Source organism: Burkholderia stabilis, assembly GCF_001742165.1.
GTDB lineage: Bacteria > Pseudomonadota > Gammaproteobacteria > Burkholderiales > Burkholderiaceae > Burkholderia > Burkholderia stabilis.
On the sequence record NZ_CP016442.1, the window covers coordinates 3,561,747 to 3,587,643 of the forward strand.

Consider the following 25,897-nt stretch of genomic DNA (forward strand, 5'->3'; position numbering starts at 1 on the left):
CGATGCGCCGGATTCGCGATGGCGGGATTTTACCGCATCGCGGGGAACAGCCGGCGCCAATCGCGCGTCGAATCCGCGGGACAGCGTCGGCGCGCATTGCGCGGCGGTCGTGCCGGGCTTGCCACTCTTTCACAATCGTTTGGCTTTGACGCCGGCACCCTGTGGTCAAATACAGGGTTTTCCACGAAACCGTAACAATCCAGGACGGCGAGGTCATATTTGGCGGGGCAGTCGAACCAGCAAGCACATACGGCGCATGACGCGGGCCCGCGCGCGCAATGTCATCGCGCCGGTACCGCGGCTCGCGCCGCGCGGGCGGCCGTCGTTGGTTGCCTTGCCGCGTTTTTCGCGTTGCCGGCCCACGCGAAGTACGACGTCGACATCGACGCGCCGCGCTCGATCCGCAAGCTCCTCAAATCGCATCTCGATATTGCGCGTTTCGCGAAGCGCGATGACATCAGCGACGACCAGTTCGACTTCCTGGTTACCGCCACGCCGCAACAGGTGCGCGACCTGACCGCGACGGCCGGCTATTTCTCGCCGGTCGTGCGCACCGACGTGCGCACGCGCGACGGCAAGCGCGACGTGCGCATCGCCGTCGATCCGGGGCCGCAGACCGTCGTGTCGACGGTCGACCTGACGTTCAAGGGGCCCATCGACACCGAGGATCCGAAACAGGAGGCGGCCACCCGTTTCGCGTTCTCGATGAAACCGGGCGACCCGTTCACGCAGTCCGACTGGGACGACGCGAAGGGCGCGGCGCTCAGGCAGTTGCAGTCGCGCCGTTATCTCGGCGCGAAGATCGCGTCGTCCGAGGCACGCATCGACCCGCGCACGCAGCGCGCGACGCTCGCGGTCACGTTCGAAAGCGGCCCTACGTTCACGATCGGCAAGGTCGACGTCGACGGCGTGCGCCGCTATCCGGAGAAGATCGTCACGAACGTCAATCCGCTGTCGGAAGGCGAGATCTACGACGTGCAGCGCATCACCGAATTGCAGCGCCAGTTGCAGAACACGCCGTACTACGCGAGCGTCGCGATCGACGTCGGCGACGATACGACGAAACCCGAGCACACGCCCGTGCACGTGAAGGTCAGCGAGTTCCCGTACAACAACATCCGCGGCGGCGTCGGCTTTGCAACCGACACGGGCCCGCACGTGCAGGGCTCCTATACGTATCTCGATACGTTCGGCGCCGCGTGGCCGCTGACCGTATCGGGCCGGCTCGACCAGATCCAGCAGTACGGGCAGGTGCAGCTGTCGATGCCGCCGGGCGAGAAAGGGTGGACCAACAGCGTGCTCGCGTCGTACACGAACACCAACGTGTCGGACACGCGCATCTACAGCGCACGGGTCGGCGTGCAGCGCACGCGCACCGGACAGTTCATCGACTATTCGTATTCGCTGATGTTCTATCAGGACCGGCTCGACCAGAACGGCGCGGGGCCGACCACCAGCCGCGCGCTCGTGCCGCAATGGGCATGGACGCGCCGCAACGTCGACGATCCGCTGTTCCCGCGCTCGGGCAACCTGATTCACGCGGAGGCGGGCTTTGCGGTCAAGGGCGTGCTGACCGACCAGAGCTTCGTCCGCGGCTACGCGCGCGGCCAGCAATACCTGCCGATCGGCAAGCGCGACCTGTTCGTGTTCCGCGCGGAGCTCGGCGGCGTGTTCACGAGCGGCAGCTCGACGGGCGTGCCCGCGTCGCTGCTGTTCCGCGCGGGCGGGTCGAACTCGGTACGCGGTTATGGCTACCAGAGCATCGGCAACAGCGTCGACGGCTCCGTGCTGCCGACCAAGTACCTGATGACCGGCACCGCCGAATACCAGCACTGGTTCAACCGAGACTGGGGCGCCGCGACGTTCTTCGACATCGGCACCGCGACCGATGCGTGGGGCGAGCGGGTGTTCTACCCGGGCGTCGGCATCGGCGCGCGCTGGCGCAGCCCGGTCGGCCCGATCAACGTCGACGTCGCGTACGGGTTGCGCAACCATAGCGTGCGCCCGTACCTGACGCTCGGCATCGCATTCTGAACGTATTGCTTCATCCACGACCAACCGCATGACGAAGGACCCGAACGACACGCCGCCGCCTCACGATCCGGACTCGCCCGACGGCGCGCCCGACGCGCCGCCGCGCGCGCCGCGCCGCGGGCGCGCGGTGCGCGTCGTCGCGTGGACGCTTGCGACGGTCGTGCTGCTCGTCGTGCTGGCGGTGGGGCTGGTATTTGCCGCGGCGACGACCGAGCGCGGCACGCGGCTCGCGTGGCAGGCGGCCGTGCGTGTGCTCGGCGGGCAGCTCGCCGGCACGCTCGAGGGCGGCTCGCTCGCGACCGGCGTGCGGCTGCGCGATTTCGCGTGGACGAGCCCCGGCGGCGCGGGCACGGAAGTGCGCATCGACCGGATCGCCGGCCGCTGGGCACTGACCCGCGCACCGTGGCGGCTGTCCATCGCGTATCTGCGCGCGGGCACGATCGACGTGCGGATCGCACCGGGGCCGTCGACGCCGAGCGCGACGCCGCAGGACCTGAGCCTGCCGCTGCAGTTGCGGATCGACGACCTGCGTGTCGATCACCTGGCCATTCACGACGGCGGTTCGACGACGCAGCTCGACCACATCGCGCTGAACGGCCGCAGCGACGGCCGTCACCATGAGCTCGTGCTCGACGGCATCGACACGCCGTACGGCGCGTTGACCGCGCGCGCGAAGCTCGACGGCGTGAAGCCGTTTGCGCTGACGGGCGAGGCGACCTACGCGGGCAAGCTGTCCGACGAGCCGGTCGATGCGCGGGCCCGCGTGTCGGGCTCGCTCGAGGCGCTGGTCGCCGACGTCGACGCGAGCGGGATGAAGCTGAACGGGCGCGCGCACGTCGAGGCCGCGCCGTTCGGCGACGTGCCGCTCACGCGCGCGTCGCTCGCATTCGATCACGTGAACCCGCAGGCGCTCGCACCCGGCGCGCCGGCCGCCGATCTCGCCGTGCGCGCGCAACTCGCGCCCGTGACCGCGCCGGCCGGCTCCGCGCCCGCGAAGGGTTTCGCGGTGACGGGGCCGGTGTCGATCGTCAACGCGAAGCCCGGCACGCTCGGCGATCATCTGCTGCCGGTGATCGACGCGCATGCGACCGTGCATCTCGACGCGCACGCGCAGCGGATCGACGATCTCGCGCTGAAACTGATCCGCGACGGCAGCGTGACGGGCGGCGGCACGCTGGCGGGCGGCAAGGGCCGCTTCGACCTGAAGGCCGCGAACCTCGACCTGAACGCGTTCGTCGCCGAGCTGCGGCCGATGCGCCTCGGCGGCCCGCTCGGCGTGACGCTCGCGAGCGGCGTGACGACCGTCGATTTCAACCTGAACGACCCGAAGCTCGCGCTTGGCGCGCGCGCGAAGGTTGCGCTGACGCCGCAGCAGACCGTGTTGACCGACGCGCGCGTGAGCGCAGGCAAGGGCCGTATCGACCTGACGGGCGTGTTCCGCCACGACGCGCATTCGAGCTATGACGCGAAGGCGACGCTGACGGCATTCGATCCGCTGCTGCTCGCCGCGATGAGCGCGCCGAAAGCGGGCAGCGGCAAGGCGGCGAAGGCAGCGGCGCCGGCCAAACGCGGCGAGACGCGCGTGTCGGGCACGCTGACGGCGTCGGGCGCGTTTGCACCGCAGGTGTCGACGAAGGCGACCTTCAAGCTCGGCGACAGCCTGTACGACGGCGTGCCGCTGACCGGCGCCGGCGTCGTGCAACTGGCGGGCTCGCGAATCCTGCCGAGCAACGCGAACCTGTCGATCGCAGGCAACCACGTCGACCTGCGCGGCAGCTTCGGTGCGCCCGGCGACCGGCTGCGCTTCGTCGTCGACGCGCCGCAGCTCGACCGCCTCGGCTTCGGCGTGGAAGGGCTCGTGCAGGCGCAGGGCGACCTGACGGGCAGCTTCGCGCACCCGAACGTGACGGCCACCTACAAGGCCGAGCGCGTCGTGGTCGGATCGAACCGGATCGGCGCCGCGCAGGGCCGTGCGGACATCCGCGACGGCGCGCACGGCGCACTCGTATTTACCGCCGACGCAAGCGACATCGCGCTCGGCTCGCTGAAGCTGAAATCGCTGCGCGCGAACCTCGACGGCACGCGCGCGAAGCACACGCTCGATGCGTCGGCGCTTGGAATGGCCGGCGGCCGCGTGATCGACGTGACGCTCGCGGCGAACGGCGGCGTGGTCGAGAACCGCGACGGGATGCGTTGGGACGGCACCGTCACGCGGCTCGCGAACCGCGGCACGCCGGCCGTCGCGCTGCAGTCGCCGCTGACCGTGTCGGCCGGCGCCGGCCGCGTGACGCTCGGCGCGACGCGGCTCACGCTCGAAGGCGCGGCGATCGACCTGAAATCGTTCGTGTTCGATCATGGCCAGATGCGTTCGGCGGGCTCCGTGAGCGGCGCGTCGGTCGCCCGTTTCCTCGAGGTGCGCCAGGAGCTGACGGGCCAGCGGCCGCCGGTACGCACCGACGTCGTGCTCGACGCCGACTGGGATTTCTCGCTCGGCGCCAACGCGACGGGCCATGTGCAGGTGAAGCGCCGCGGCGGCGACGTGACGATCGAGAGCGGGCGCGGCATCGCGTCGCTCGGGCTGACCGACCTGTCCGCGCGTGCAAGCTTCGCGCCCGGCAACCGGCTCAACGTGACGGCGCTCGCGAAGGCGAACCGGATCGGCACGCTCGATGCGAACGTCACGGTGCCGTTCGCGCTGCGCGACGGGATGTTCGGCGTCGTCGACGACGGCCCGCTGTCGGGCCGCATCGACGCCGACATCCCCGCGCTGAAGACGACCGGCAACCTGTTCGGGCCGAGCTACCTGCTCGGCGGGCGCGCGGCGCTGAAGCTGACGGTCGCGGGCACGCCGGCGAAGCCGAACCTGTCGGGGATGCTGACGGGCGACGATCTGTCCGCGACGCTCATCGACCAGGGCGTGCAGCTGAAGGACGGCATCGTGCGCGTGAAGCTGTCCGACAACCTCGTCGAATTCCAGCAGGTCGAGTTTCACGGCGGCGACGGCACGCTGCGCGCGCTCGGCCGCGTGCGCCTGGATGGCGAGGCGCCCGACCTGACCGCGAGCATCGTCGCGGACAAGCTCGAACTGTTCGCGGCGCCGGACCGCAAGCTGTCGCTGTCGGGCAAGGCAACCGTCGCGAACGACGGGCCGCGCGGTGCGCTGTCGATCGACGGCAAGTTCGTCGTCGACCGCGCGCTGTTCGACCTGCCCGAGCAATCGGCGCCGCACCTGTCCGACGACGTCGTGATCGTGCAGCCGGACGGCACGGTGCGCGGCGAGACGCCGACCGGCACGGCGGTCGCGAAGCCGAAGCCGGTCGAGGACAAGCCGGCGCCGTCGCTTGCGCCGCGCGCGAACATCGACATCGGCCTCGGCAACAACTTCCGCTTCAAGGGCCACGGCGCGGATCTGGGGCTGCGCGGCACGATCACCGTGATGAGCGCGCCGGGCGTGCCGCTGCGCGCGGTCGGCAACGTGCGCGTGACCGAAGGCTCGACGTATACGTCGTTCGGCCGCAAGCTCGCGATCGAGAACGGCTTCTTCACGTTCAACGGCCCGGTGTCGAACCCGGGCGTCAACATCCTCGCGATGCGGCGCAACCAGGAGGTCGAGGCCGGCGTGCAGGTGACGGGCACGATCCAGTCGCTGACGGTCAAGCTCGTGTCGGAGCCGAACGTCACGGACAACGAAAAGCTGTCGTGGCTGCTGTTCGGGCACGGCACCGACCAGGGCAACAACGTCGGCCAGCAGGGTGCGATGACGGCGGCGCTCGGGCTGCTCGGCAGCGTGACCGGCAAGCGCGTCGCGCAGACTTTCGGTCTCGACGAGGTCTCGGTCGGCCGCAGCGAGGTCGGCCTGACCGATCCGCAGGTCGTGCTGGTGTCGAAGGCGATCAACGAGCGTTTCGTGCTCGGCTTCGAGCAGGGGCTGCAATCGGCGGCCAACGCGTTCAAGGCGACGATCAACCTGACGCGCTTCTGGTCGGTGTCCGCGTATGGCGGCACGTTCCAGGGCGTCGACCTGAATTACACGCGGCGCTTCGATCGCTGGTTCGGCAGCGACGGCGGGCGGGCGCGGCACGCCGAGCAGCCATGAAAAAAAGCCCCGCACGGATCGTGCGGGGCTTTTTTGCGACAGCGGCGGTGCGCTCGCGTTACTTCACGCGCATGCCGGGCTTCGCGCCGCTGTGCGGCTCGAGGATGTAGAGGCCCGGCTCGGCCTTCTCGTCGGTGGCCGACGCGGCGAGCACCATCCCTTCGGACAGGCCGAACTTCATCTTGCGCGGCGCGAGGTTCGCGACCATCACCGTCAGCTTGCCGACGAGCTGCTCGGGCTGGTACGCGGACTTGATGCCCGAGAACACGTTGCGGGTCTTTTCCTCGCCGACGTCGAGCGTGAGCTGCAGCAGCTTGTCCGAGCCTTCGACGGCCTGGCATGCGACGATCTTCGCGATGCGCAGGTCGATCTTCGCGAAATCGTCGATCGAGATGGGCGCGTCGTCGGCGCCGTTCACGGCGGCCGGTTTCGCGTTCGCTTTCGCGTTTTTCGCATCCTTCGCGGCGTTCGCGCCTGCAGCGGCCGCGCCGGTTGCCTCGGCCTGCAGCGAATCGCGGTTCGCGGCGAGCAGCGCGTCGATCTGCTTGACGTCGACGCGCGTCATCAGGTGCTGGTAAGCCTTGATCGGCTGCTCCGACGACAGCGGCTTCGCGGCATCGGCCCATGCGAGCGGCGCGATCCCGAAGAATGCCTCGACGGATTCGGCGACACGCGGCATCACCGGCTTCAGCGCGAGCGACAGCAGGCGGAACGCCTCGAGGCTCACGCTGCAGGTTTCGTGCAGCGCGGCCGCGTTGGCCGGGTCCTTCGCGAGCTCCCACGGCTTTGCACCGTCGACGTACGCGTTCACTTCATCGGCGAGTTCCATCGTCTGGCGCAGCGCGCGGCTGTATTCGCGCGCTTCGTAGTGCGCGGCGATCTGCGGGATCGCATCGCGCAGCGTCGCGACGAGCGGGTGGTTCATCGCGCTGTCCTGCACGCGGCCTTCGAAGCGCTTGAGCAGGAAGCCGGCTGCGCGGCTCGCGATGTTCACGTACTTGCCGACGAGGTCGCTGTTCACGCGCGCCTGGAAATCGTCGAGGTTCAAGTCGATGTCTTCCATCGTCGCGTTCAGCTTCGCGGCGAAGTAGTAGCGCAGCCATTCGGGGTTCAGGCCCGTGTCGATGTAGCTCTGCGCGGTGATGAACGTGCCGCGCGACTTCGACATCTTCGCGCCGTCGACCGTCAGGAAGCCGTGCGCGAACACGTTGGTCGGCGTGCGGTGGCCCGAGAACTCGAGCATCGCGGGCCAGAACAGCGTGTGGAAGTAAAGGATGTCCTTGCCGATGAAGTGGTACTGCTCGGCCTTCGAGCCCGGGCGGATCCATGCATCGAAGTCGATGCCGTTGCGATCGCACAGGTTCTTGAAGCTCGCGTAGTAGCCGACCGGCGCGTCGAGCCACACGTAGAAGTACTTGCCGGGCGCGCCCGGAATCTCGAAGCCGAAGTACGGCGCGTCGCGCGAGATGTCCCAGTCGGCGAGCTTGGCTTCGCCGGCGTCGCCGAGCCATTCGCGCATCTTGTTGGTCGCTTCGGGCTGCGCGAGGCCGCTCACCCATTCGCGCAGGAACGTCTCGCAGCGCGGGTCGGACAGGCGGAAGAAGTAGTGCTTCGACGTCTTGCGTACCGGCGTCGCGCCCGACACGACCGAATACGGGTTCAGCAGCTCGGTCGGCAGGTAGGTCGAACCGCACACCTCGCAGTTGTCGCCGTACTGGTCCTTCGCGTGGCACTTCGGGCACTCGCCCTTGATGAAGCGGTCCGGCAGGAACATTTCCTTGACGGGGTCGTACGCCTGCTCGATCTCGCGCTCGGCGATCAGGCCGTTTTCCTTCAGCGCGAGGTAGATCTTCTCGCTGAGCACGCGGTTTTCTTCCGAGTCGGTCGAGTAGAAGTTGTCGAACGACACGCCGAAGCTGTCGAAGTCGCGCTTGTGCTCGGTCCAGACGCGGTCGATCAGCTGCTTCGGGCTCAGGCCTTCTTTCTCCGCCCGCAGCATGACCGGCGTGCCGTGCGTGTCGTCGGCGCCGATGTAGTAGACCTCGTTGCCGTGCATTCGCTGCGTCCGCACCCAGATGTCGGTCTGGATGTACTCGACCAGGTGGCCGATGTGGATCTGCCCGTTGGCATAGGGCAGTGCGGACGTAACGAGGATCTGGCGGTCGCCTTGCGGCGCCGCAGCCTGCACGGAAGTGAGGTCGGATGCGGACATAGGGTCTGGTGAAGAACAGCGGAGAAACTACGGGAAACTGCGATTCTAGCAGGGGTGCGCGTCAGCGACGCGGGCAGGCGCCGTGGACCGGGCGCGGAAGGAGCGGGGCCGCGCAGGCGGCGTGCACGATGGCGACAGACTGCGGCGAAATGCGAATGCTGCGGGCAAAAAAAACCGGGGCGGATACGGCCCCGGAGCAACAACGACAAGAGGAGAATGGTGACGCGCCGGCAACACCAGCCGCGTACCGTAAATACTGACCACGGCCTGCGACGGAAGTTCGAAATTTTTTTCGATTTGTTACCGGCCCCGCCGAAAGCCTTGCCCGGCGGGGCTGCGCGGGCAGCGCACCCGCGCATTCCCCTCGTCGTGCGCTTACTGCGCCTGCGCTGCGCGCAGGTAGATTTCGACGCGGCGGTTCTGCGCGCGGCCGGCTTCGGTCGCGTTGTCCGCGATCGGGTTCGACGCGCCCATGCCTTGCGCCGACAGGCGGCCGCCGTTCACGCCGCGCTGCGCGAGCGCGTTCACGACGCTTTGCGCGCGGTTCTGCGACAGCGTCTGGTTCAGCTGCGCCGAGCCCGTGCTGTCCGTGTAGCCGACGATCGATGCCGTCACTTGCGGGTTCTGGTTCAGCGTCGTCGCCAGGTCGTTCAGCAGCGGCGTGAAGGCCGGCGTGATCGCGTACTGGTTCGTCGCGAACGTCACCGCGCTCGGCACGTTCAGCTTCAGCGAGCCGTCCGGCTGCTCGGTCACTTGCGTACCCGTCTTCGCGGCCGACGGCGCGAGCTTGTTCTTGATCGCCTGCCAGTTGTAACCCGTCACGCCGCCGACCAGGGCGCCGACACCTGCGCCGATCGCCGCACCCTTGCCGCCGCCCGCCAGCGCGCCGATGCCCGCGCCGAGTGCTGCACCCGTGCCCGTGCCGACGGCCGTGTTCGTGCCTTGCGGCGATGCGCAGCCTGCCAGCACTGCACCGGCCAGGGCGAAGACGGACAGGCGAGTCGCGATTTTCATGTTCATCTTGGATTCCTCTCTTGGTTGAACGAGTCGACAACGACAACAACAGTTACGGCTCCCCGCACAGGCCGCCCGAAAAAGGAGGGCGTGCCTGGCGCTCGCGGCAGCCGCCGAGGCGGCCGCATGCCCAGTCCGTCAGCGTGGCTGTTCGGACAGTGCGACGCGTCAGCCTCTACAATATAGGCGGTTAGTGGCCGATTTGGCCCCATAGCGTGCCGCACGCGAAGATTGCGCCGGGTCGCGCGTTCGCGCAATGGCATGCAACAGATTCTTTCACTTTTCCCGATTTTCGCAGCGTAATTTGATATTTTTTGACGTTTGCGCGCGAAAAAAACGTTTTCACGGAGTTTCGATGAGCATTGACCGGGCACACGTCGACGCCGCACTGGCGGCAGTCGTCGACCCCAATACCGACCGTCCGTACGCGGCCAACAAGGGCGTGCGCAACGTCGCGATCGACGGCGACGTCGTGACGCTCGACGTGGTGCTCGGTTATCCCGCGCGCAGCCAGCACGACGACGTGCGCGCGCGCGTCGCGGCGGCGCTCCAGGCCGTGCCGGGCGTGCGCGAGGCGCGCGTCGCCGTGTCGCAGGAGATCGTCGCGCACACGGTGCAGCGCGGCGTGAAGCTGCTGCCGAACGTGAAGAACATCGTTGCGGTCGCGTCGGGCAAGGGCGGTGTCGGCAAGAGCACGACGGCCGTGAACCTCGCGCTCGCGCTCGCCGCGGAAGGCGCATCGGTCGGCATCCTCGACGCCGACATCTACGGCCCGTCGCTGCCGACGATGCTCGGCATCCACGGCCAGCGCCCCGAGTCGCCCGACAACCAGTCGATGAACCCGCTCGTCGGCCACGGGCTGCAGGCGAACTCGATCGGCTTCCTGATCGAGGAAGACAACCCGATGGTGTGGCGCGGCCCGATGGCGACCTCCGCGCTCGAGCAACTGCTGCGCCAGACCAACTGGCGCGAGCTCGACTACCTGATCGTCGACATGCCGCCCGGCACGGGCGACATTCAGCTCACGCTCGCGCAGCGCGTGCCGGTGACGGGCGCGGTGATCGTCACGACGCCGCAGGACATCGCGCTGCTCGATGCGAAGAAGGGCTTGAAGATGTTCGAGAAGGTCGGGATTCCGATTCTCGGCATCGTCGAGAACATGAGCATCCACGTGTGCTCGAACTGCGGCCACGAAGAGCACATCTTCGGCGCCGGCGGGGCCGAGCGGATGGCGAAGGACTACGACGTGAACGTGCTCGGCAGCCTGCCGCTCGACATCGCGATCCGCGAGCGGGCCGACAGCGGCACCCCGACGGTCGCGGCCGATCCGGACGGCGCGCTGGCGCGTCGTTACCGCGATATCGCGCGCGGAGTGGCGCTGGCGATTGCCGAGCGTTCGCGCGACATGACGTCGAAGTTCCCGTCGATCGTTGTTCAAAATACGTAAAACCCTTGCGGGGCGGGGCCTCACGCTGTTTACGGCGCCGCGAGGCGCGGTATCATGGCGACTTTTCCCGGGTCCCTTTACCCGCCCGGCGCGGCCGTCGTGTCAAACGGCCGCCAGCCGGCATGAGGATCGAATGAAACAACGACATCACGGCGTGCGCGCCGGCCGCGCGCGGCGCGCGCTGCTGGCCGCCGCCGCGCTGGGCCTGCTGGCCGGCTGTACCTCCTTTTCCTCGTCGCACGAAAAACGGGCCGATGCGCAACTGCAGCCGACGGTCGGTGCGCAGGCGCGCGGCGCGGTGACGTTCGTCGAGCGCCCGGACGGCGTCCAGGTCACCTACAACCTGGTCGGCCTGCCGCCGAACAGCGATCACGCGCTGCAGGTGCACGAGCGCGGCGACTGCAACGCGGGCGACGGCTCGAGCGCCGGCCCGGTGTTCGCGCCGGCCGCCGACCGCCTGCGCGCGGGCGCGCGGGTGGCCGGCGATCTCGGCAACATCCATGCGGATGCGAACGGCGTCGCGACCGGCTTCATCGTCGCTCCCGATCTGGCCCTCGATGGCGTGCGCTCGGCGATGAACCGCGCGGCGCTGGTGCATCGCGAACCGAGCGACCCGGCGTTTCCGCAGCATGGCGCGGGGGCTGCGCTGGCCTGCGGCGTGATCCGGTGACGGCTGCCGCATGCGCGGGCCGATGATCGCGTAAAATGTGCGCCTTTCCCGGCCGCCGCCCTGAACCGGCGGCCTTCGTTTCCCGTCACGCAGCGTTTCCTGGCGCCCCCTTATGAGCATCAAGTCCGACAAGTGGATTCGGCGCATGGCCGAAGAGCACAAGATGATCGAGCCGTTCGTGCCCGATCAGGTTCGCGCGTCCGAGGACGGCCGCCGGATCGTCAGCTACGGCACGTCGAGCTACGGCTACGACATCCGCTGCGCAGACGAATTCAAGATCTTCACGAACATCAACTCGACGATCGTCGACCCGAAGAACTTCGACGAGGGTTCGTTTGTCGATTTCAAGGGCGACGTGTGCATCATCCCGCCGAACTCGTTCGCGCTGGCCCGTACCGTCGAATATTTCCGCATCCCGCGCACCGTGCTGACGGTCTGCCTCGGCAAATCGACCTATGCGCGCTGCGGGATCATCGTCAACGTGACGCCGTTCGAACCCGAGTGGGAAGGCTACGTCACGCTGGAATTCTCGAACACCACGCCGCTGCCCGCGAAGATCTACGCGAACGAAGGCGTCGCCCAGGTGCTCTTCTTCGAGAGCGACGAAGTGTGCGAAGTGTCGTACGCCGATCGCGGCGGCAAGTATCAGGGTCAGCGCGGTGTCACGCTGCCGAAAACCTGATCTGGTTGCATAACGTCTCACCAGTTTTCGGGTGACCGCTGCGCGTGACGCGCCGCGGTCGTTCTTTTTGGAGAATCGCCCATGAAGTTTCGTTTCCCCGTCGTCATCATCGACGAAGATTTCCGCTCCGAGAACATCTCGGGCTCCGGCATCCGGGCGCTGGCCGAAGCGATCGAGAAAGAGGGCGTCGAAGTCCTCGGCCTCACGAGCTACGGCGATCTGACGTCGTTCGCGCAGCAGTCGAGCCGCGCATCGTGCTTCATCCTGTCGATCGACGACGACGAACTCATGCTCGGCGAAACCGGCCAGGACGGCGAGCTGCCGGAGCTGGCGACCGCGATCATCGAGCTGCGCGCGTTCGTCACCGAAGTGCGCCGCCGCAACGCGGACATCCCGATCTTCCTGTACGGCGAAACGCGCACGTCGCGCCATTTGCCGAACGACATCCTGCGCGAGCTGCACGGCTTCATCCACATGTTCGAGGACACGCCGGAGTTCGTCGCGCGCCACATCATCCGCGAGGCGAAGGTCTATCTCGACTCGCTCGCGCCGCCGTTCTTCAAGGAACTCGTCAAGTATGCGGACGAAGGCTCGTACTCGTGGCACTGCCCGGGCCACTCGGGCGGCGTCGCGTTCCTGAAGAACCCGCTCGGCCAGATGTTCCACCAGTTCTTCGGCGAGAACATGCTGCGCGCCGACGTCTGCAACGCGGTGGACGAACTCGGCCAGCTGCTCGACCACACCGGCCCGGTCGCCGCATCGGAGCGCAACGCGGCGCGCATCTTCAGCGCCGATCACCTGTTCTTCGTGACCAACGGCACGTCGACGTCGAACAAGATCGTCTGGCATGCGACGGTCGCCCCCGGCGACATCGTGCTGGTCGACCGCAACTGCCACAAGTCGATCCTGCACGCGATCACGATGACGGGCGCGATCCCCGTGTTCCTCACGCCGACGCGCAACCATTTCGGCATCATCGGGCCGATCCCGCGCGACGAATTCAAGCCGGAGAACATCCGCAAGAAGATCGAGGCGAACCCGTTCGCGCGCGAGGCGCTGCGCGAGAACCCGGACATGAAGCCGCGCATCCTGACGATCACGCAGAGCACGTACGACGGCGTCGTCTACAACGTCGAGATGATCAAGGACCTGCTCGGCGATCTGCTCGACACGCTGCACTTCGACGAAGCGTGGCTGCCGCACGCGACGTTCCACGATTTCTACCGCGACATGCACGCGATCGGCGACGGCCGTCCGCGCACGGGCGCGCTCGTGTTCGCGACGCACTCGACGCACAAGCTGCTCGCCGGTATCTCGCAGGCGTCGCAGATCGTCGTGCAGGATTCGGAGAACCGCACGTTCGACAAGCACCGCTTCAACGAGGCGTACCTGATGCACACGTCGACGAGCCCGCAGTACGCGATCATCGCGTCGTGCGACGTCGCGGCCGCGATGATGGAGCCGCCGGGCGGCACCGCGCTCGTCGAGGAATCGATCGCCGAGGCGATCGACTTCCGCCGCGCGATGCGCAAGGTCGACGCCGAATACGGCGACGACTGGTTCTTCAGCGTGTGGGGCCCCGACAACCTGTCGGAAGAAGGCATCGGTTCGCGCGAAGACTGGATGCTGAAGCCGAACGACCACTGGCACGGCTTCGGCCCGCTCGCGGAAGGCTTCAACATGCTCGACCCGATCAAGGCGACGATCATCACGCCGGGGCTCGACGTCGACGGCGAGTTCGGCGAGACGGGCATTCCGGCCGCGATCGTCACGAAGTACCTGGCCGAGCACGGGATCATCGTTGAGAAGACCGGCCTGTACTCGTTCTTCATCATGTTCACGATCGGCATCACGAAGGGCCGCTGGAACTCGATGGTGACCGAGCTGCAGCAGTTCAAGGACGACTACGACAACAACCAGCCGCTGTGGCGCGTGCTGCCGGAATTCGTCGCGCAGCACCCGCGCTACGAGCGCGTCGGCCTGCGCGACCTGTGCACGCAGATTCACGACGTGTACCGCGCGAACGACATCGCCCGCCTGACGACGGAGATGTACCTGTCGGACATGGAGCCGGCGATGAAGCCGTCGGACGCGTTCGCGAAGCTCGCGCACCGCAAGATCGACCGCGTGCCGCTCGACGAGCTCGAAGGCCGCGTGACGAGCATCCTGCTCACGCCGTACCCGCCGGGCATCCCGCTGCTGATCCCGGGCGAGCGCTTCAACAAGACGATCGTGAACTACCTGCGGTTCGCGCGCGACTTCAACGAGCGTTTCCCGGGCTTCCACACCGACATCCACGGCCTCGTCGCGGAAGAGGTGAACGGGCGCGTCGAGTACTTCGTCGATTGCGTGCGCGACTGATGGCGACGCATGGACGAATCCGGGCGATGCGCGCGGCGCTGGCCGCGCTCGTCGTCTGGGCGGCAGGGTCGGCGGCGCCCGGTGTCGCGCACGCGGAAGTGGCTGCGGCCGACCCGATCGACGTCGCGATGCGGCAATGCCTCGCGCGGCGCGACCGGTCGTCGACGGCCGGCCAGATCCAGTGCATGGGCGAAGCGCAGCAGCAGTGGCAGGCAGTGATGGACGGCGCGTACCAGCGCCTGTCGAAGGATGCGCCGGCCGACGCGAAGCGCGGCTGGCAGGACAGCCAGCGCCGCTGGGTCACGTGGCGCAAGGACGAAGTGCATCTGTTGAAGGCCGTGTACGACACGACGCGCGGCACCGCGTACGCGATGGCGAGCGCCGACATGCAGCTGCAGCCGGTGCGCGATCGTGCGCTGGCGATGCGCGGCGCGGCCGATCGCTTTGCGCCGCCGCCGGCCGCCGTGCCTGTAGCCGCCACGAGCGGCGGGAGCGCGCCGCAGGGTGCGGCCGCGCCGAACGGCAAGCAGGCGAGCGTGCCGCGCGATCCGGCCGTGCGCCGCGTGCGGCCGTGCGAACAGGACGCTGCATGTGAGCACGCGCTGTTCGACCTGAACCGGTATTACCAGAAGCTGCGTCGCAAGATGCCCGCGCATTCGGCCGCGACGCTCGTGCGCGCGCAGCGCGCGTGGGTCGCGTTCCGCGATGCGACGGCGCCGCTCGTCGGCGAGGACGGACGCGTCGACCTGATCGGCGCGCGCATCGCGACGATGAAGCGGCTGTCGGAGACGGCCGGCAACAAGTAGGCGTCGCGACACCGGTCGTTCGGCGATCAAGCAAAAGGGCACCCACGGGTGCCCTTTTTCATTTGGCGGCGGGTGTGCCGCGCGTCGTTTTGCGAGTCGGCGCGATCTATGCAGGCCGCTGCGTGCCGTGCCGGCCGAACCACGACGGCACGAGCGCGACCGCGTCGTCGAGCGACGCGAGTACGTGCAGGCTCAGCGCGATGATTTCCGGCGTCGGTGCCTTGAGGTCGGGCACGGTGACGACCGATGCACCGGCGCCGGCAGCCGATTGCGCGCCGAAGTCGCTGTCTTCGAACGCGACGCACGCCTGTGCGGGTACGCCGAGGCGTTCGGCGGCGAGCCGGTAGACGGCCGGATCGGGTTTGCCGCGTGCAACTTCGTCGCCGCCCGCAATCGCGTGGAAGAACGGCAGCACGCCGACTGCATCGAGCCGCGCGCGGATCACGTCGCGCGCGGACGACGACGCGACCGCGCATGGAATGCCGGCCTGCGCGAGCGCGTCGAGCAGCGCGAACGCGCCGGGTTTCAGCGGAAATTTCGGATGAGGTTCGGGCGCCGCGAGCTGCTCGCGCACGCGGGTGCGCACGGCGTCGAACGTGACGGTGTCGCCGATCAGCCGCGCCAGGATCACCTGGCCTTCGGCGAACGAGCGGCCGACGATCTGCAGGTAGTCGGCGACGGTCAGCGTGACGCCGTGTGCATTCGACACGTCGATCCACGTGTTCATGATGGTCCGCTCGGAATCGACGAGCAGGCCGTCCATGTCGAAGAGCGCGGCGGAGAAGGTCATCGGCGGCATCCGGGAAGCGGGGAGGGCGATGGGCGGCGCGACGGCCGCCCGAATGAAAAACGGACGCCGAAGGCGTCCGTCCGTGACAGCGGGCTTATTGGCCGAGCGCGGCGCGGGCAGCCTTGACCGCCGCGCGCACCTGGTCGGGTGCGGTGCCGCCCGGGTGATTGCGGCTCGCGACCGAGCCTTCGAGCGTCAGGTAGCCGAACACGTCGTCGCCGAGCAGGTGCGCGACGTTCGGCAGATCCTGCTTCATTTGGTCGAGCGTGAGGTCGGCCAGGTCGATGCCGCGGTCGTCGCAGATCTTCACCGCGTGCGCGACGGCTTCGTGCGCGTCGCGGAACGGCAGCCCGCGCTTCACGAGGTAGTCGGCGAGGTCGGTGGCGGTCGAGAAGCCCTGCAGCGCGGCTGCGCGCATCGCATCCGGCTTCACGGTGATGCCCGCGACCATTTCCGCGAAGATCCGCAGCGTGTCGGCAACGGTGTCAACCGTGTCGAACAGCGGTTCCTTGTCTTCCTGGTTGTCCTTGTTGTACGCGAGCGGCTGGCCCTTCATCAGCGTGAGCAGCGCCATCAGGTGGCCGTTCACGCGGCCGGTCTTGCCGCGCGCGAGCTCGGGCACGTCCGGGTTCTTCTTCTGCGGCATGATCGAGCTGCCGGTGCAGAAGCGGTCGGCGATGTCGATGAAGCCGACGCGCGGGCTCATCCACAGCACGAGTTCTTCGGAGAAGCGCGACACGTGCGTCATCACGAGCGCGGACGCGGCCGTGAATTCGATCGCGAAGTCGCGATCGGACACCGCGTCGAGCGAGTTCGCGCAGATGCCGTCGAAGCCGAGCGTCTTCGCGACCGCGTGGCGATCGATCGGGTAGCTCGTGCCCGCGAGCGCGGCCGCGCCGAGCGGCAGGCGGTTCACGCGCGTGCGGCAGTCGCGCATGCGCTCCGCGTCGCGCGAGAACATCTCGACGTACGCGAGCAGGTGATGGCCGAACGTGACGGGCTGCGCGACCTGCAGGTGCGTGAAGCCGGGCATGATCGTGCCGGCGTTCTGTTCCGCGAGGTCGAGCAGCGCGCCGCGCAGGTCGTTCAGCAGGCCGCCGATGCGGTCGATCTCGCCGCGCAGCCACAGGCGGATGTCGGTCGCGACCTGGTCGTTGCGCGAGCGGCCCGTGTGCAGGCGCTTGCCGGCATCGCCGATCAGCGCGGTCAGGCGCGCCTCGATGTTCAGGTGGACGTCCTCGAGGTCGAGCTGCCATTCGAATTCGCCGCGCTCGATCTCGCCCTTGATCTGCGCCATCCCGCGTTCGATCGCGGCCAGATCGTCGGCGCTGATGATCTTCTGCGCGGCGAGCATGTTCGCGTGCGCGAGCGAGCCGGCGATGTCGACGAGCGCGAGGCGCTTGTCGAAAAACACCGACGACGTGTAGCGCTTGACCAGCTCCGACATCGGTTCCGAGAAGCGGGCCGACCAGGCCTCGCCCTTTTTGTGCAGTTGGGACGTCATGGCGATTCTTCGAAGGGGAGTTGGGCGGCGTGCGCCGCCGAGGGAATCCCGCGATTCTAACATTCGCGGGCCTGCCCGCCGCGCCGCGCAGCCGGTCGCGGCGGCCCGCCGGCCGTTGCCGGCGCGGGCCGGGCTGCTTCAGTCGCGCACGAGCACGACCAGCTTCAGGTCTTCGCGATGCGCGGGCTTCAGCGTGATCTGCTGGTACACGAGCCGGCCGTCGGCCGGATGGTCGAATTCGCGCAGGCCGCCTTCGCGCTCGAACACGTCCTGCGACGCCCAGTACTGCGCAAAGGCGTCGCTGCCGGCGGTCAGCGCGTCGATCAGCGCGCGCGTCGGCGCATCGGCCAGGTGGCGGATCGAATCGGCGCGGAATTCGGCCGCGAGCCGCCGCCCGCGGGTTTCCCAGTCGACGATCAGCGTGCGCGCGGCCGGCGACATGAACGTGAAGCGCAGCAGGTTGCGGTCGTGCTCGCCGTCGAGCCAGCCGGAGAAAAGCGCGGCGGCCGGCGCGTTCCATGCGAGCGCGTTCCATTGGCGATCGAGCACGTAGGCGGGCGTCGCGATTGCCGCGACGGTCGCGGCGAGCGTCGGCGGCAGGTCGCCGCCGGCAACATCGGGCTCGGCCGGGTCGCGCTGCGCGGCCAGCTCGAACAGGTACGCGCGCTCGGCCTTCGACAGTTGCAGTGCGACGGCGATCCGCGCGAGTGCGTCGGCCGACGCCGACACGGGGCGGCCCTGTTCGATCCACGTGTACCAGGTCGGGCTGACGCCGCACAGCTGCGCGACTTCTTCGCGCCGCAGCCCCGGCGTGCGGCGGCGCGGGCCGGGCGGCAGGCCGACGGCCTGCGGGGACAGCCGCTCGCGGTGGGCGCGGATGAATTCGCCGAGCGCGCGGGCGGGCGTGGCGTCGAGCGGCGGGGTGGGAGCGGAGGACGGGTGGTTCATGCGGAAACGGCGAAATGGAAGCGGGGATGCGGCAACGATCAGACAGGTGTATCGAATACCAGAATAACTGCTTAACTTGTACTGGTACAAACGCAGGCCTATTGTAGCGGCTCGCGCGCTGACAGGCAGCGGGCGTCCCACAAAACGCGTTGCACGGGGCTGGAGCGACTGCCGGCCGGCCGCGCAAAGCATGGGGCCGGAGCACGCGCCGACGCGCCAATCCGGTCAAATACAGGAGCGAACGATGAAACACCACGACCAGGTCGCCGACGCATTCGGCACGACGGCCGCCGCGTATCTGACGAGCACGGTGCACGCGACGGGCGCCGATCTGCAGACGCTCGCCGACGCGGTGCGCGTGACGCCCGATGCCGCGGTGCTCGATCTCGGCTGCGGCGCGGGCCACGCGAGCTTCGCGGTCGCGCCGCACGTGCGCGAGGTCGTCGCGTACGATCTCGCCGCGCAGATGCTCGCGACCGTCGATGCGGCCGCGAGCGAGCGCGGGCTCGCGAACATCCGCACGCAGCAGGGGCCGGCGGAGCGGCTGCCGTTCGACACGGCGACGTTCGACTGGGTCGTGAGCCGGATGAGCGCGCATCACTGGCACGACATGCGTGCGGCGCTCGCCGAGGTGCGCCGCGTGCTGAAGCCGGGCGGCCGCGTGTTGATGATCGATATCGCGGGCAACGACCATCCGCTCCTCGACACGTACCTGCAGGCCGCGGAAGTGCTGCGCGACGCGTCGCACGTACGCGATTACCGCGCCGACGAATGGCTCGCGATGTTCCGCGAAGCCGGCTTCGATGCACAGGTGCACAGCCGCTGGCGGCTGCCGATCGATTTCGACACGTGGGTCGCGCGCATCCGCACGCCGGCCGACAGCGTCACCGGCATCCGCGCGCTGTGGGCGCATGCACCCGACGAGGTGCGCGGTTACTACGCAGTGCAACCCGACGGTTCGTTCGAGCACGACGCGCTGCTGATCGACGCGCGCTGACCGCGCGGCATGGCACGTTGATGCCGTTTCGCCGCCCGATGAAAAAAGCCGCGATACGCACCATGGGCTCCGTGGCCGCGGTGGCGTATCGCGGCTTGTGCGATGCCGGCCGGCGCGGAACGGGCCCGCGCCGCATGTCGGTCAGCCCGTGTTGCGCAGGCCGGCCGCGATCCCGTTGATCGTCAGGTGAATCCCGCGGCGCAGCCGCGCGTTGGTATCACCCGCGCGGTGGCGCTTGATCAGCTCGACCTGCAGGTGGTTCAGCGGATCGAGATACGGGAAGCGGTTCTTGATCGATCGCGCGAGCAGCGGGTTGGTCGCGAGGCGGCCTTCGTGCCCCGTGATTTCCGCCAGCGCGTTCGACGTGCGCTCCCATTCGGCGACGATCCGCTCGAACACGTGCTTGCGCAGCTTGCGATCGGCGACGAGCTGCGCGTAGCGCGATGCGACCGCGAGATCGGTCTTCGCGAGCACCATGTCCATGTTCGACAGCAGGTTCGCGAAGAACGGCCAGGTCTTGTTCATCTTCTTGAGCAGCGTGACGCGCTTGGTGCGCTCGGCGTCGTCGGCTGCGCCGTCGAGATACGCGCTCACCGCGCTGCCGAAGCCGTACCAGCCCGTCAGCAGCAGGCGGCACTGGCCCCACGAGAAGCCCCACGGAATCGCGCGCAGGTCCTCGATCTTGCGCTGCTTCGGGTCCTGCAGCTTGCGCGAAGCCGGGCGGCTGCCGATGTTCAGCTCGGCGATCTCGGTGATCGGTGTCGACGAGAAGAAGTAATCGGTGAAGCCGGGCGTTTCGTAGACGAGCGCGCGGTACGCGGCCATCGCCGAATCGGACAGCGTCTGCATTGCCGCCTCGAATGCAGGCAGTTGCGCGGGCGCGTTCGACTGCGGCAGCAGCGATGCTTCGAGCGTTGCGGCGACGACCGTCTCGAGGTTGCGCCGGCCGATCTCGGGGTTCGCGAACTTGCTCGCGATTACCTCACCCTGTTCGGTCAGGCGGATCTGGCCGTTCACGGTGCCCGGCGGCTGCGACAGGATCGCCTGGTAGGTCGGGCCGCCGCCGCGGCCGACCGTGCCGCCGCGGCCGTGGAACAGCCGCAGCGTGATCTTGCGGTCGCGGAACAGGTCGACGAGCGCGAGCTCCGCGCGATACAGCTCCCAGTTCGACGTGAGGAAACCGCCGTCCTTGTTGCTGTCCGAATAGCCGAGCATCACTTCCTGCTCGGCCCCCTGGTGTGCGATCAGCGCTTCGACGCCCGGCAGCGCGAAGTATTCGCGCATGATGCGCGACGCGTCGCGCAGGTCGGGGATCGTCTCGAACAGCGGAATCACCATCAGGCTGTTCTTCGCGTCGTCGCCGGGTACGCCGAGCGCGCCTTCGAGCAGCCCCGTCTCCTTCTGCAGCAGCAGTACCTCGACGAGATCGCTGACGGTTTCCGTATGCGAAATGATGTAGTTGCGCACTGCACGCGCGCCGAATTGCGCGCGCACCTCGCGCGCCTTCTCGAACACGCCGAGCTCGCTCTGCGCGAGCGCCGAGTATTCGATGTACGGCGAGCGCAGCGGACGCGGATCGGCGAGCGCGGCGAGCAGCACGCGCAGCTTGTCTTCCTCGGCGAGCGCCGCGTAGTCGGCCTCGACGCCCGCGCGCGCGAACAGCTCGGCGACCACGGCTTCATGGATGTCGGAGCTCTGGCGCAGGTCGATGCTCGCGAGGTGGAAGCCGAACACTTCGGCCGCGCGCACGAGCGGCGCGAGGCGCGGCGCGGCGAGCGACGTGCCGTGGTGTTCGTCGAGCGATGCGGTCAGCACCTTCAGGTCGGCGACGAACGCTTCGGAATCCGCATAAGGCACCGCGCGCACCGGCGGCGCACCGCGGCCGGCGCTGCGCACCGGCACCGTGCCTTCGCCCAGGCGCACGCGCGCGCTCGCGGCGAGCCGCGTGTAGATGCCGATCAGCGCGCGGCGATACGGTTCGTCGACGCGGTGCGGCGACTGGTCGGGCGATGCCGCAGCGAGCGCCTTCACCGCGTCGTTTGCGCCGACGAGCAGGTTCGACACCGACAGCTCGGCGCCGAGCTTGTGCACCTGCTCCAGATAGTGTTCGAGGATCACCGCGGCCTGGCGGTTGATCGCTTCGTCGAGCGTCGGCGCCGTCACGTTCGGGTTGCCGTCGCGGTCGCCGCCGATCCAGCTGCCCATCTGGAAGAACGCGGGCACGCGCGCGGGCAGGCCGTGCTCGGCGAGCGCGGCTTCGATGTCGCCGTACAGCGCGGGCAGCTCGTCGAGGAACGTCGCGCGGTAGTACGACAGCGCGTTCTCGATCTCGTCGCCGACCGTCAGGCGCGAATCGCGCAGCATGCGCGTCTGCCACAGCGCGGTCACGCGCGCGCGCAGCATCGCTTCGTTGTGCTGGCGCTCGCGCGCGGTCAGCTCCTGGTCGCGCTCGGCGAGCAGGCGCGCGATGTCGTGCTGCGCGTCGAGAATGCTCTTGCGCTGCACTTCGGTCGGGTGCGCGGTCAGCACCGGCACGATCAGCGCATCGTCGAAGAAGCGCTGCAGCAGGCGCTTCGACGCGTTGCCGGTCGTTTTCAGCTGTTCGAGCGCGTATGCGACCGTGCCGGGCTGCGGCGCGGAGCCGGCCAGCGCGTGGATGCGGCGGCGGCGGTTGTGGTGGCGGTCTTCCGCGATGTTCGCGAGATGCGAGAAATAGCTGAACGCACGCACGACGCTTACCGTCTGCTCCGGCGTCAGCTTGCGCAGCTTCTTCTCGAGCGTCTGCGCGGCTTCGCTGTCGTCCTCGCGGCGGAACTTGACCGCGGTCTGGCGGATCGTCTCGACGACGTCGAACACGGTGTCGCCTTCCTGCTCGCGCACGACGTCGCCGAGCAGGCGGCCGAGGAAGCGGATGTCCTCGAACAGCGGGCCGTCCTTGTCGTCGCGCGTACGCGTGCCGGACTTCGGCGCGCCGGCCTTGCGGGCGGCCGGGCCGGCGGCTTTCGTCGCGCGTTTTGTCTGACGTATCGGGTCTTTCGGTTTCGTTGCCGTTTTCGCACGGACGTTCGCGGCGGTGGCGACGGCGTCCGTCGTGGCGTCGGAGGAGGACAGGGCAGCATTGCGGCGCGCCGTACGCGCCGATCCGGAAGACTTCACGATGGGTTTCCTTGGGAAAGCTCGAGTCAAAAGGAACTGCGGAAACTGCGGGAACTGCGGTCAAGCAACCAGCTAAGTGCGGCACATCCGCACATCGGCGCCGCGACCCGCGCAGGGGCCGGTCGGGCGCAGGCTCCGGGCCCGGGCGGGCCGGGGCGTGCGTGCTACCATTGTTCGATCTTCAATCCCGTCCTTCGATGTTCCAGCAATGAATTCCGAGACCCCTGCGGCCGGGCCGCAACAGGCACAGCCGCCCGCGACGTTGACGATTGCTTCGCGCGAGAGCCGCCTGGCGATGTGGCAAGCCGAACATGTGCGTGATGCGCTGCGCAAATTATATCCAGCTTGTGACGTGAAAATCCTCGGGATGACGACCCGCGGCGACCAGATTCTCGATCGCACGCTGTCGAAGGTCGGCGGCAAGGGCCTGTTCGTGAAGGAGCTGGAGAACGCGCTGGCCGACGGCCGCGCCGATCTCGCCGTGCATTCGCTGAAGGACGTGCCGATGGCGCTGCCCGACGGCTTCTCGCTCGCCGCGATCATGGAGCGCGAAGATCCGCGCGACGCGTTCGTGTCGAACGACTATGCGTCGCTCGACGCGCTGCCGGCCGGCGCGGTCGTCGGAACGTCGAGCCTGCGCCGCGAAGCAATGCTGCGCGCGCGCTATCCGCATCTCGACGTGCTGCCGCTGCGCGGCAATCTCGACACGCGCCTGTCGAAGCTCGACCGCGGCGACTATGCCGCGATCATCCTCGCGGCCGCCGGCCTGAAGCGGCTCGGTCTCGAAGCGCGGATTCGCTCGGTGATCGACGTCGAGTCCAGCCCGCCCGCGGCCGGCCAGGGCGCGCTCGGCATCGAGATCGCTTCGCAGCGCGACGACGTCGCCGCCTGGCTCGCCCCGCTGCATGATCCGAAGACCGCGCTCGCGGTCGAGGCCGAGCGGATGGTGTCGCGCGCGCTCGGCGGCAGCTGCGAGGTGCCGCTCGCCGCGCACGCGGTGTGGCGCGCGGGCGAGCTGTACCTGACAGGCCGCGTGTCGACGACCGACGGCAAGCGCGTGCTGACGGCCGAGGAGTGCGGGGCCGTCATGACCGTCGCCGATGCGCTCGCGCTCGGCCGCGCGGTGTCCGACGAGCTCGAGGCGCAAGGCGCGCTCGACATCGTCCAGGCGCTGCTCGCGGGCTCGCAGGCCGGCAAGGGCGACGCCTGATGGCGGGCGGCGCGCGCGCGTTCACTGCTGTCATCACGCGCCCGGACGGCCAGTCCGGCGCGCTCGCGTCGCAACTGGCCGAGGCTGGTTGCGACGTACTCGAATTCCCGCTGATCGATATCGCGCCGGTCGACGATCCGGCGCCGCTCGACGCCGCGTTCGCGGCGCTCGCCGATTACGCGCTCGTGATTTTCGTGTCGCCGAACGCGATCGACCGCGCGCTCGCGCAGTACGGCGCAATCTGGCCGAACGCGCTGCCGGTCGGCGTGGTCGGGCCCGGCAGCGTCGCGGCGCTCGAGCGTCACGGCATCGCGGCGCCCGCGCATCGCGTGGTCGCGCCGCAGGCGCCGGCCGACGGCGGCGTGCCCCATTACGATTCCGAAAGCCTGTTCGCGTCCATAGAGGCCGCGTTCGGCGGCGCGCACGCGTTGGCGGCCAAGCGCGTGCTGATCGTGCGCGGCGACGGCGGGCGCGAATGGCTCGCCGACCGGCTGCGCGAAGCCGGTGCGGACGTCACGCTCGTCGCCGCGTACCGGCGCGTCGTGCCCGAACCGCGCATCGGCACGTGGGAGCGCGTGCACGCGCTGCTCGGCGGCGCACCGCATGCGTGGCTCGTCACGAGCTCGGAAGGCGTGCGCAACCTGCACGAACTCGCGCGCACGCACCTGAACGACGCCGAGATCGACGCGCTGAAGCACGCGCCGCTCGTCACGCCGCACCCGCGGATCGAGCAGACCGCGCGTGCATTGGGTTTTGATAGGATTACGCTGACCGGCGCGGGCGATGAGCGCATCGTCCGCGCGTTTCGAACGATGGCCGACGAGGCCGTCCAACCGGCGACAGCCGCACCGGTGACTAAACGCATGACAGATACCAACGATTCCAAAAGCGTCGCTTCCCAGCCGGCCGCTGCATCCGCACCGCCGCCCCGTCCCCCTTATCTCGCGCCCGAGCCGCACGCGCGCCGCGGCGGCAGCGCGGTGCTGTGGTTCGTCGTCGTCGTGCTCGGCTGTGCGGCGGGTGTCGGCGGCTATGCGCTGAACCGCAAGATCGACCGGCTCGACGACACGTTCGCGACGCGCCAGAAAGCGCTCGACGCGCAAACGGCCGAGACGCGCACGAAGACCGAGCAGGCGCTCGCGAGCACGCACCAGGTCGACACGCAGCTCGCGCAGCTCGACGGCAAGCTCGCCGATGCGCAGAGCGCGCAGCAGGCGCTGCAGCAGCAGTACCAGGACCTGTCGCGCAACCGCGACGCATGGATGCTCGAGGAAGTCGACCAGATGCTGTCGAGTGCGAGCCAGCAGCTTCAGCTGACGGGCAACACGCAGCTCGCGCTGATCGCGCTGCAGAACGCCGACGCGCGGCTCGCGACGTCGCAGAGCGCGCAGGCCGTCACGGTGCGCAAGGCGCTCGCGCTGGACATCGAGAAGCTGAAGGCCGCGCCGGTGGCCGATCTCACGGGCCTCGCGATCAAGCTCGACGACGCGATCGGCAAGATCGACGCGCTGCCGCTCTCCGGCGAGGCGATCGTGCCGCACGTGGCGCCGAAGGCTGCACTGGCCGACGCCGCATCGACGGCCGTGGCCGGCGAGTCGCGCTGGAAGGTGTGGTGGCACGAATTCTCGGCGGGTCTCGGCCAGCAACTGAAGGGCCTCGTGCAGGTGCGCCGGATCGACAACGCGGACGCGATGCTCGCGTCGCCTGACCAGGGCTACTTCGTGCGCGAGAACGTGAAGCTGCGCCTGCTCACCGCGCGCTTGTCGTTGCTCGCGCGCAACGACAGCGCGATGAAGGCCGACCTGCACGCCGCGCAAGCGTCGCTCGGGAAGTATTTCGATCAGGCGTCGAAGGACACGCAGACCGTCGAGGATCTGCTCAAGCAGGTTGACGGCGCATCGCTGACGGTTGCGGTGCCGAACCTGAACACGAGCCTGAACGCCGTTCAGCAGTTCAAGAGCCGGGGGTAA

At 68.6% G+C, this 25,897-nt stretch carries 16 protein-coding genes; 10 read left to right on the forward strand and 6 right to left on the reverse strand.

From position 1 onward, the window contains the following. Positions 1 to 219: 219 nt before the first annotated feature. Complete coding sequence (locus tag BBJ41_RS16600) at positions 220 to 2,034, forward strand: autotransporter assembly complex protein TamA (protein ID WP_069747309.1); 1,815 nt, start codon at positions 220 to 222, stop codon at positions 2,032 to 2,034. A 28-nt stretch (positions 2,035 to 2,062) separates the two neighbouring features. Beyond that, entirely contained in the window at positions 2,063 to 6,130 is a 4,068-nt protein-coding gene (locus tag BBJ41_RS16605; RefSeq protein WP_069747310.1) for a translocation/assembly module TamB domain-containing protein, read from the forward strand. A gap of 58 nt (positions 6,131 to 6,188) precedes the next feature. On the opposite strand, the gene metG is transcribed toward BBJ41_RS16605, so the two are convergent. After that, positions 6,189 to 8,342, reverse strand: coding sequence for a methionine--tRNA ligase (gene metG, locus BBJ41_RS16610; RefSeq protein WP_069747311.1), 2,154 nt, complete (start codon positions 8,340 to 8,342; stop codon positions 6,189 to 6,191). 375 nt (positions 8,343 to 8,717) lie between these two features. Then, positions 8,718 to 9,362, reverse strand: coding sequence for a YiaD family glycine zipper/OmpA-like lipoprotein (locus BBJ41_RS16615; protein ID WP_069747312.1), 645 nt, complete (start codon positions 9,360 to 9,362; stop codon positions 8,718 to 8,720). Positions 9,363 to 9,711: 349 nt separating this feature from the next. On the opposite strand from BBJ41_RS16615, the gene apbC reads away from it, so the two are divergent. The 5 genes from apbC to BBJ41_RS16640 all read left to right on the forward strand — a co-directional run bounded on the left by apbC (position 9,712) and on the right by BBJ41_RS16640 (position 15,322). Next, complete coding sequence (apbC, locus tag BBJ41_RS16620; RefSeq protein WP_069747313.1) at positions 9,712 to 10,803, forward strand: iron-sulfur cluster carrier protein ApbC; 1,092 nt, start codon at positions 9,712 to 9,714, stop codon at positions 10,801 to 10,803. 133 nt (positions 10,804 to 10,936) lie between these two features. After that, entirely contained in the window at positions 10,937 to 11,473 is a 537-nt protein-coding gene (sodC, locus tag BBJ41_RS16625) for a superoxide dismutase [Cu-Zn] (RefSeq protein ID WP_069747314.1), read from the forward strand. Between the two features lie 112 nt (positions 11,474 to 11,585). Next, positions 11,586 to 12,155, forward strand: a complete 570-nt coding sequence (gene dcd, locus BBJ41_RS16630) for a dCTP deaminase (RefSeq protein WP_069747315.1) — start codon at positions 11,586 to 11,588, stop codon at positions 12,153 to 12,155. A gap of 81 nt (positions 12,156 to 12,236) precedes the next feature. Beyond that, on the forward strand, positions 12,237 to 14,516 hold the full coding sequence (locus tag BBJ41_RS16635; protein WP_069747316.1) for an arginine/lysine/ornithine decarboxylase: 2,280 nt from the start codon (positions 12,237 to 12,239) through the stop codon (positions 14,514 to 14,516). Next, on the forward strand, positions 14,516 to 15,322 hold the full coding sequence (locus BBJ41_RS16640; protein ID WP_069747317.1) for a lysozyme inhibitor LprI family protein: 807 nt from the start codon (positions 14,516 to 14,518) through the stop codon (positions 15,320 to 15,322). The genes BBJ41_RS16635 and BBJ41_RS16640 overlap by 1 nt, the downstream gene beginning before the upstream one ends. 106 nt (positions 15,323 to 15,428) lie before the next feature. Here BBJ41_RS16640 and BBJ41_RS16645 read toward each other — a convergent pair whose 3' ends face one another. The 3 genes from BBJ41_RS16645 to BBJ41_RS16655 form a co-directional block, all read right to left on the reverse strand. Beyond that, positions 15,429 to 16,112 carry an HAD family hydrolase gene (locus BBJ41_RS16645; protein WP_069747741.1) on the reverse strand — a complete coding sequence of 228 codons (684 nt, stop codon included), beginning with the start codon at positions 16,110 to 16,112 and terminating at the stop codon, positions 15,429 to 15,431. 94 nt (positions 16,113 to 16,206) lie between these two features. After that, the gene (gene argH, locus BBJ41_RS16650) at positions 16,207 to 17,616 is read right to left on the reverse strand and encodes an argininosuccinate lyase (protein ID WP_069747318.1); all 1,410 of its coding nucleotides are present in this window, start codon (positions 17,614 to 17,616) and stop codon (positions 16,207 to 16,209) included. Positions 17,617 to 17,754: 138 nt separating this feature from the next. Next, positions 17,755 to 18,564, reverse strand: a complete 810-nt coding sequence (locus BBJ41_RS16655; protein WP_069747319.1) for a helix-turn-helix transcriptional regulator — start codon at positions 18,562 to 18,564, stop codon at positions 17,755 to 17,757. 244 nt (positions 18,565 to 18,808) lie between these two features. On the opposite strand from BBJ41_RS16655, the gene BBJ41_RS16660 reads away from it, so the two are divergent. After that, positions 18,809 to 19,561 (forward strand): class I SAM-dependent methyltransferase, encoded by a 753-nt coding sequence (locus BBJ41_RS16660; RefSeq protein ID WP_069747320.1) that lies wholly within the window; start codon positions 18,809 to 18,811, stop codon positions 19,559 to 19,561. Positions 19,562 to 19,702: 141 nt separating this feature from the next. Here BBJ41_RS16660 and ppc read toward each other — a convergent pair whose 3' ends face one another. Then, positions 19,703 to 22,717, reverse strand: a complete 3,015-nt coding sequence (ppc, locus tag BBJ41_RS16665; RefSeq protein ID WP_069747321.1) for a phosphoenolpyruvate carboxylase — start codon at positions 22,715 to 22,717, stop codon at positions 19,703 to 19,705. 208 nt (positions 22,718 to 22,925) lie between these two features. On the opposite strand from ppc, the gene hemC reads away from it, so the two are divergent. Together hemC and hemDX are read left to right on the forward strand one after the other, a co-directional pair. Further along, the gene (gene hemC / locus BBJ41_RS16670) at positions 22,926 to 23,927 is read left to right on the forward strand and encodes a hydroxymethylbilane synthase (RefSeq protein WP_069747322.1); all 1,002 of its coding nucleotides are present in this window, start codon (positions 22,926 to 22,928) and stop codon (positions 23,925 to 23,927) included. After that, a complete protein-coding gene (hemDX, locus tag BBJ41_RS16675) occupies positions 23,927 to 25,897 on the forward strand; it encodes a fused uroporphyrinogen-III synthase HemD/membrane protein HemX (RefSeq protein ID WP_069747323.1) in 1,971 nt (656 codons plus the stop codon). The genes hemC and hemDX overlap by 1 nt, the downstream gene beginning before the upstream one ends.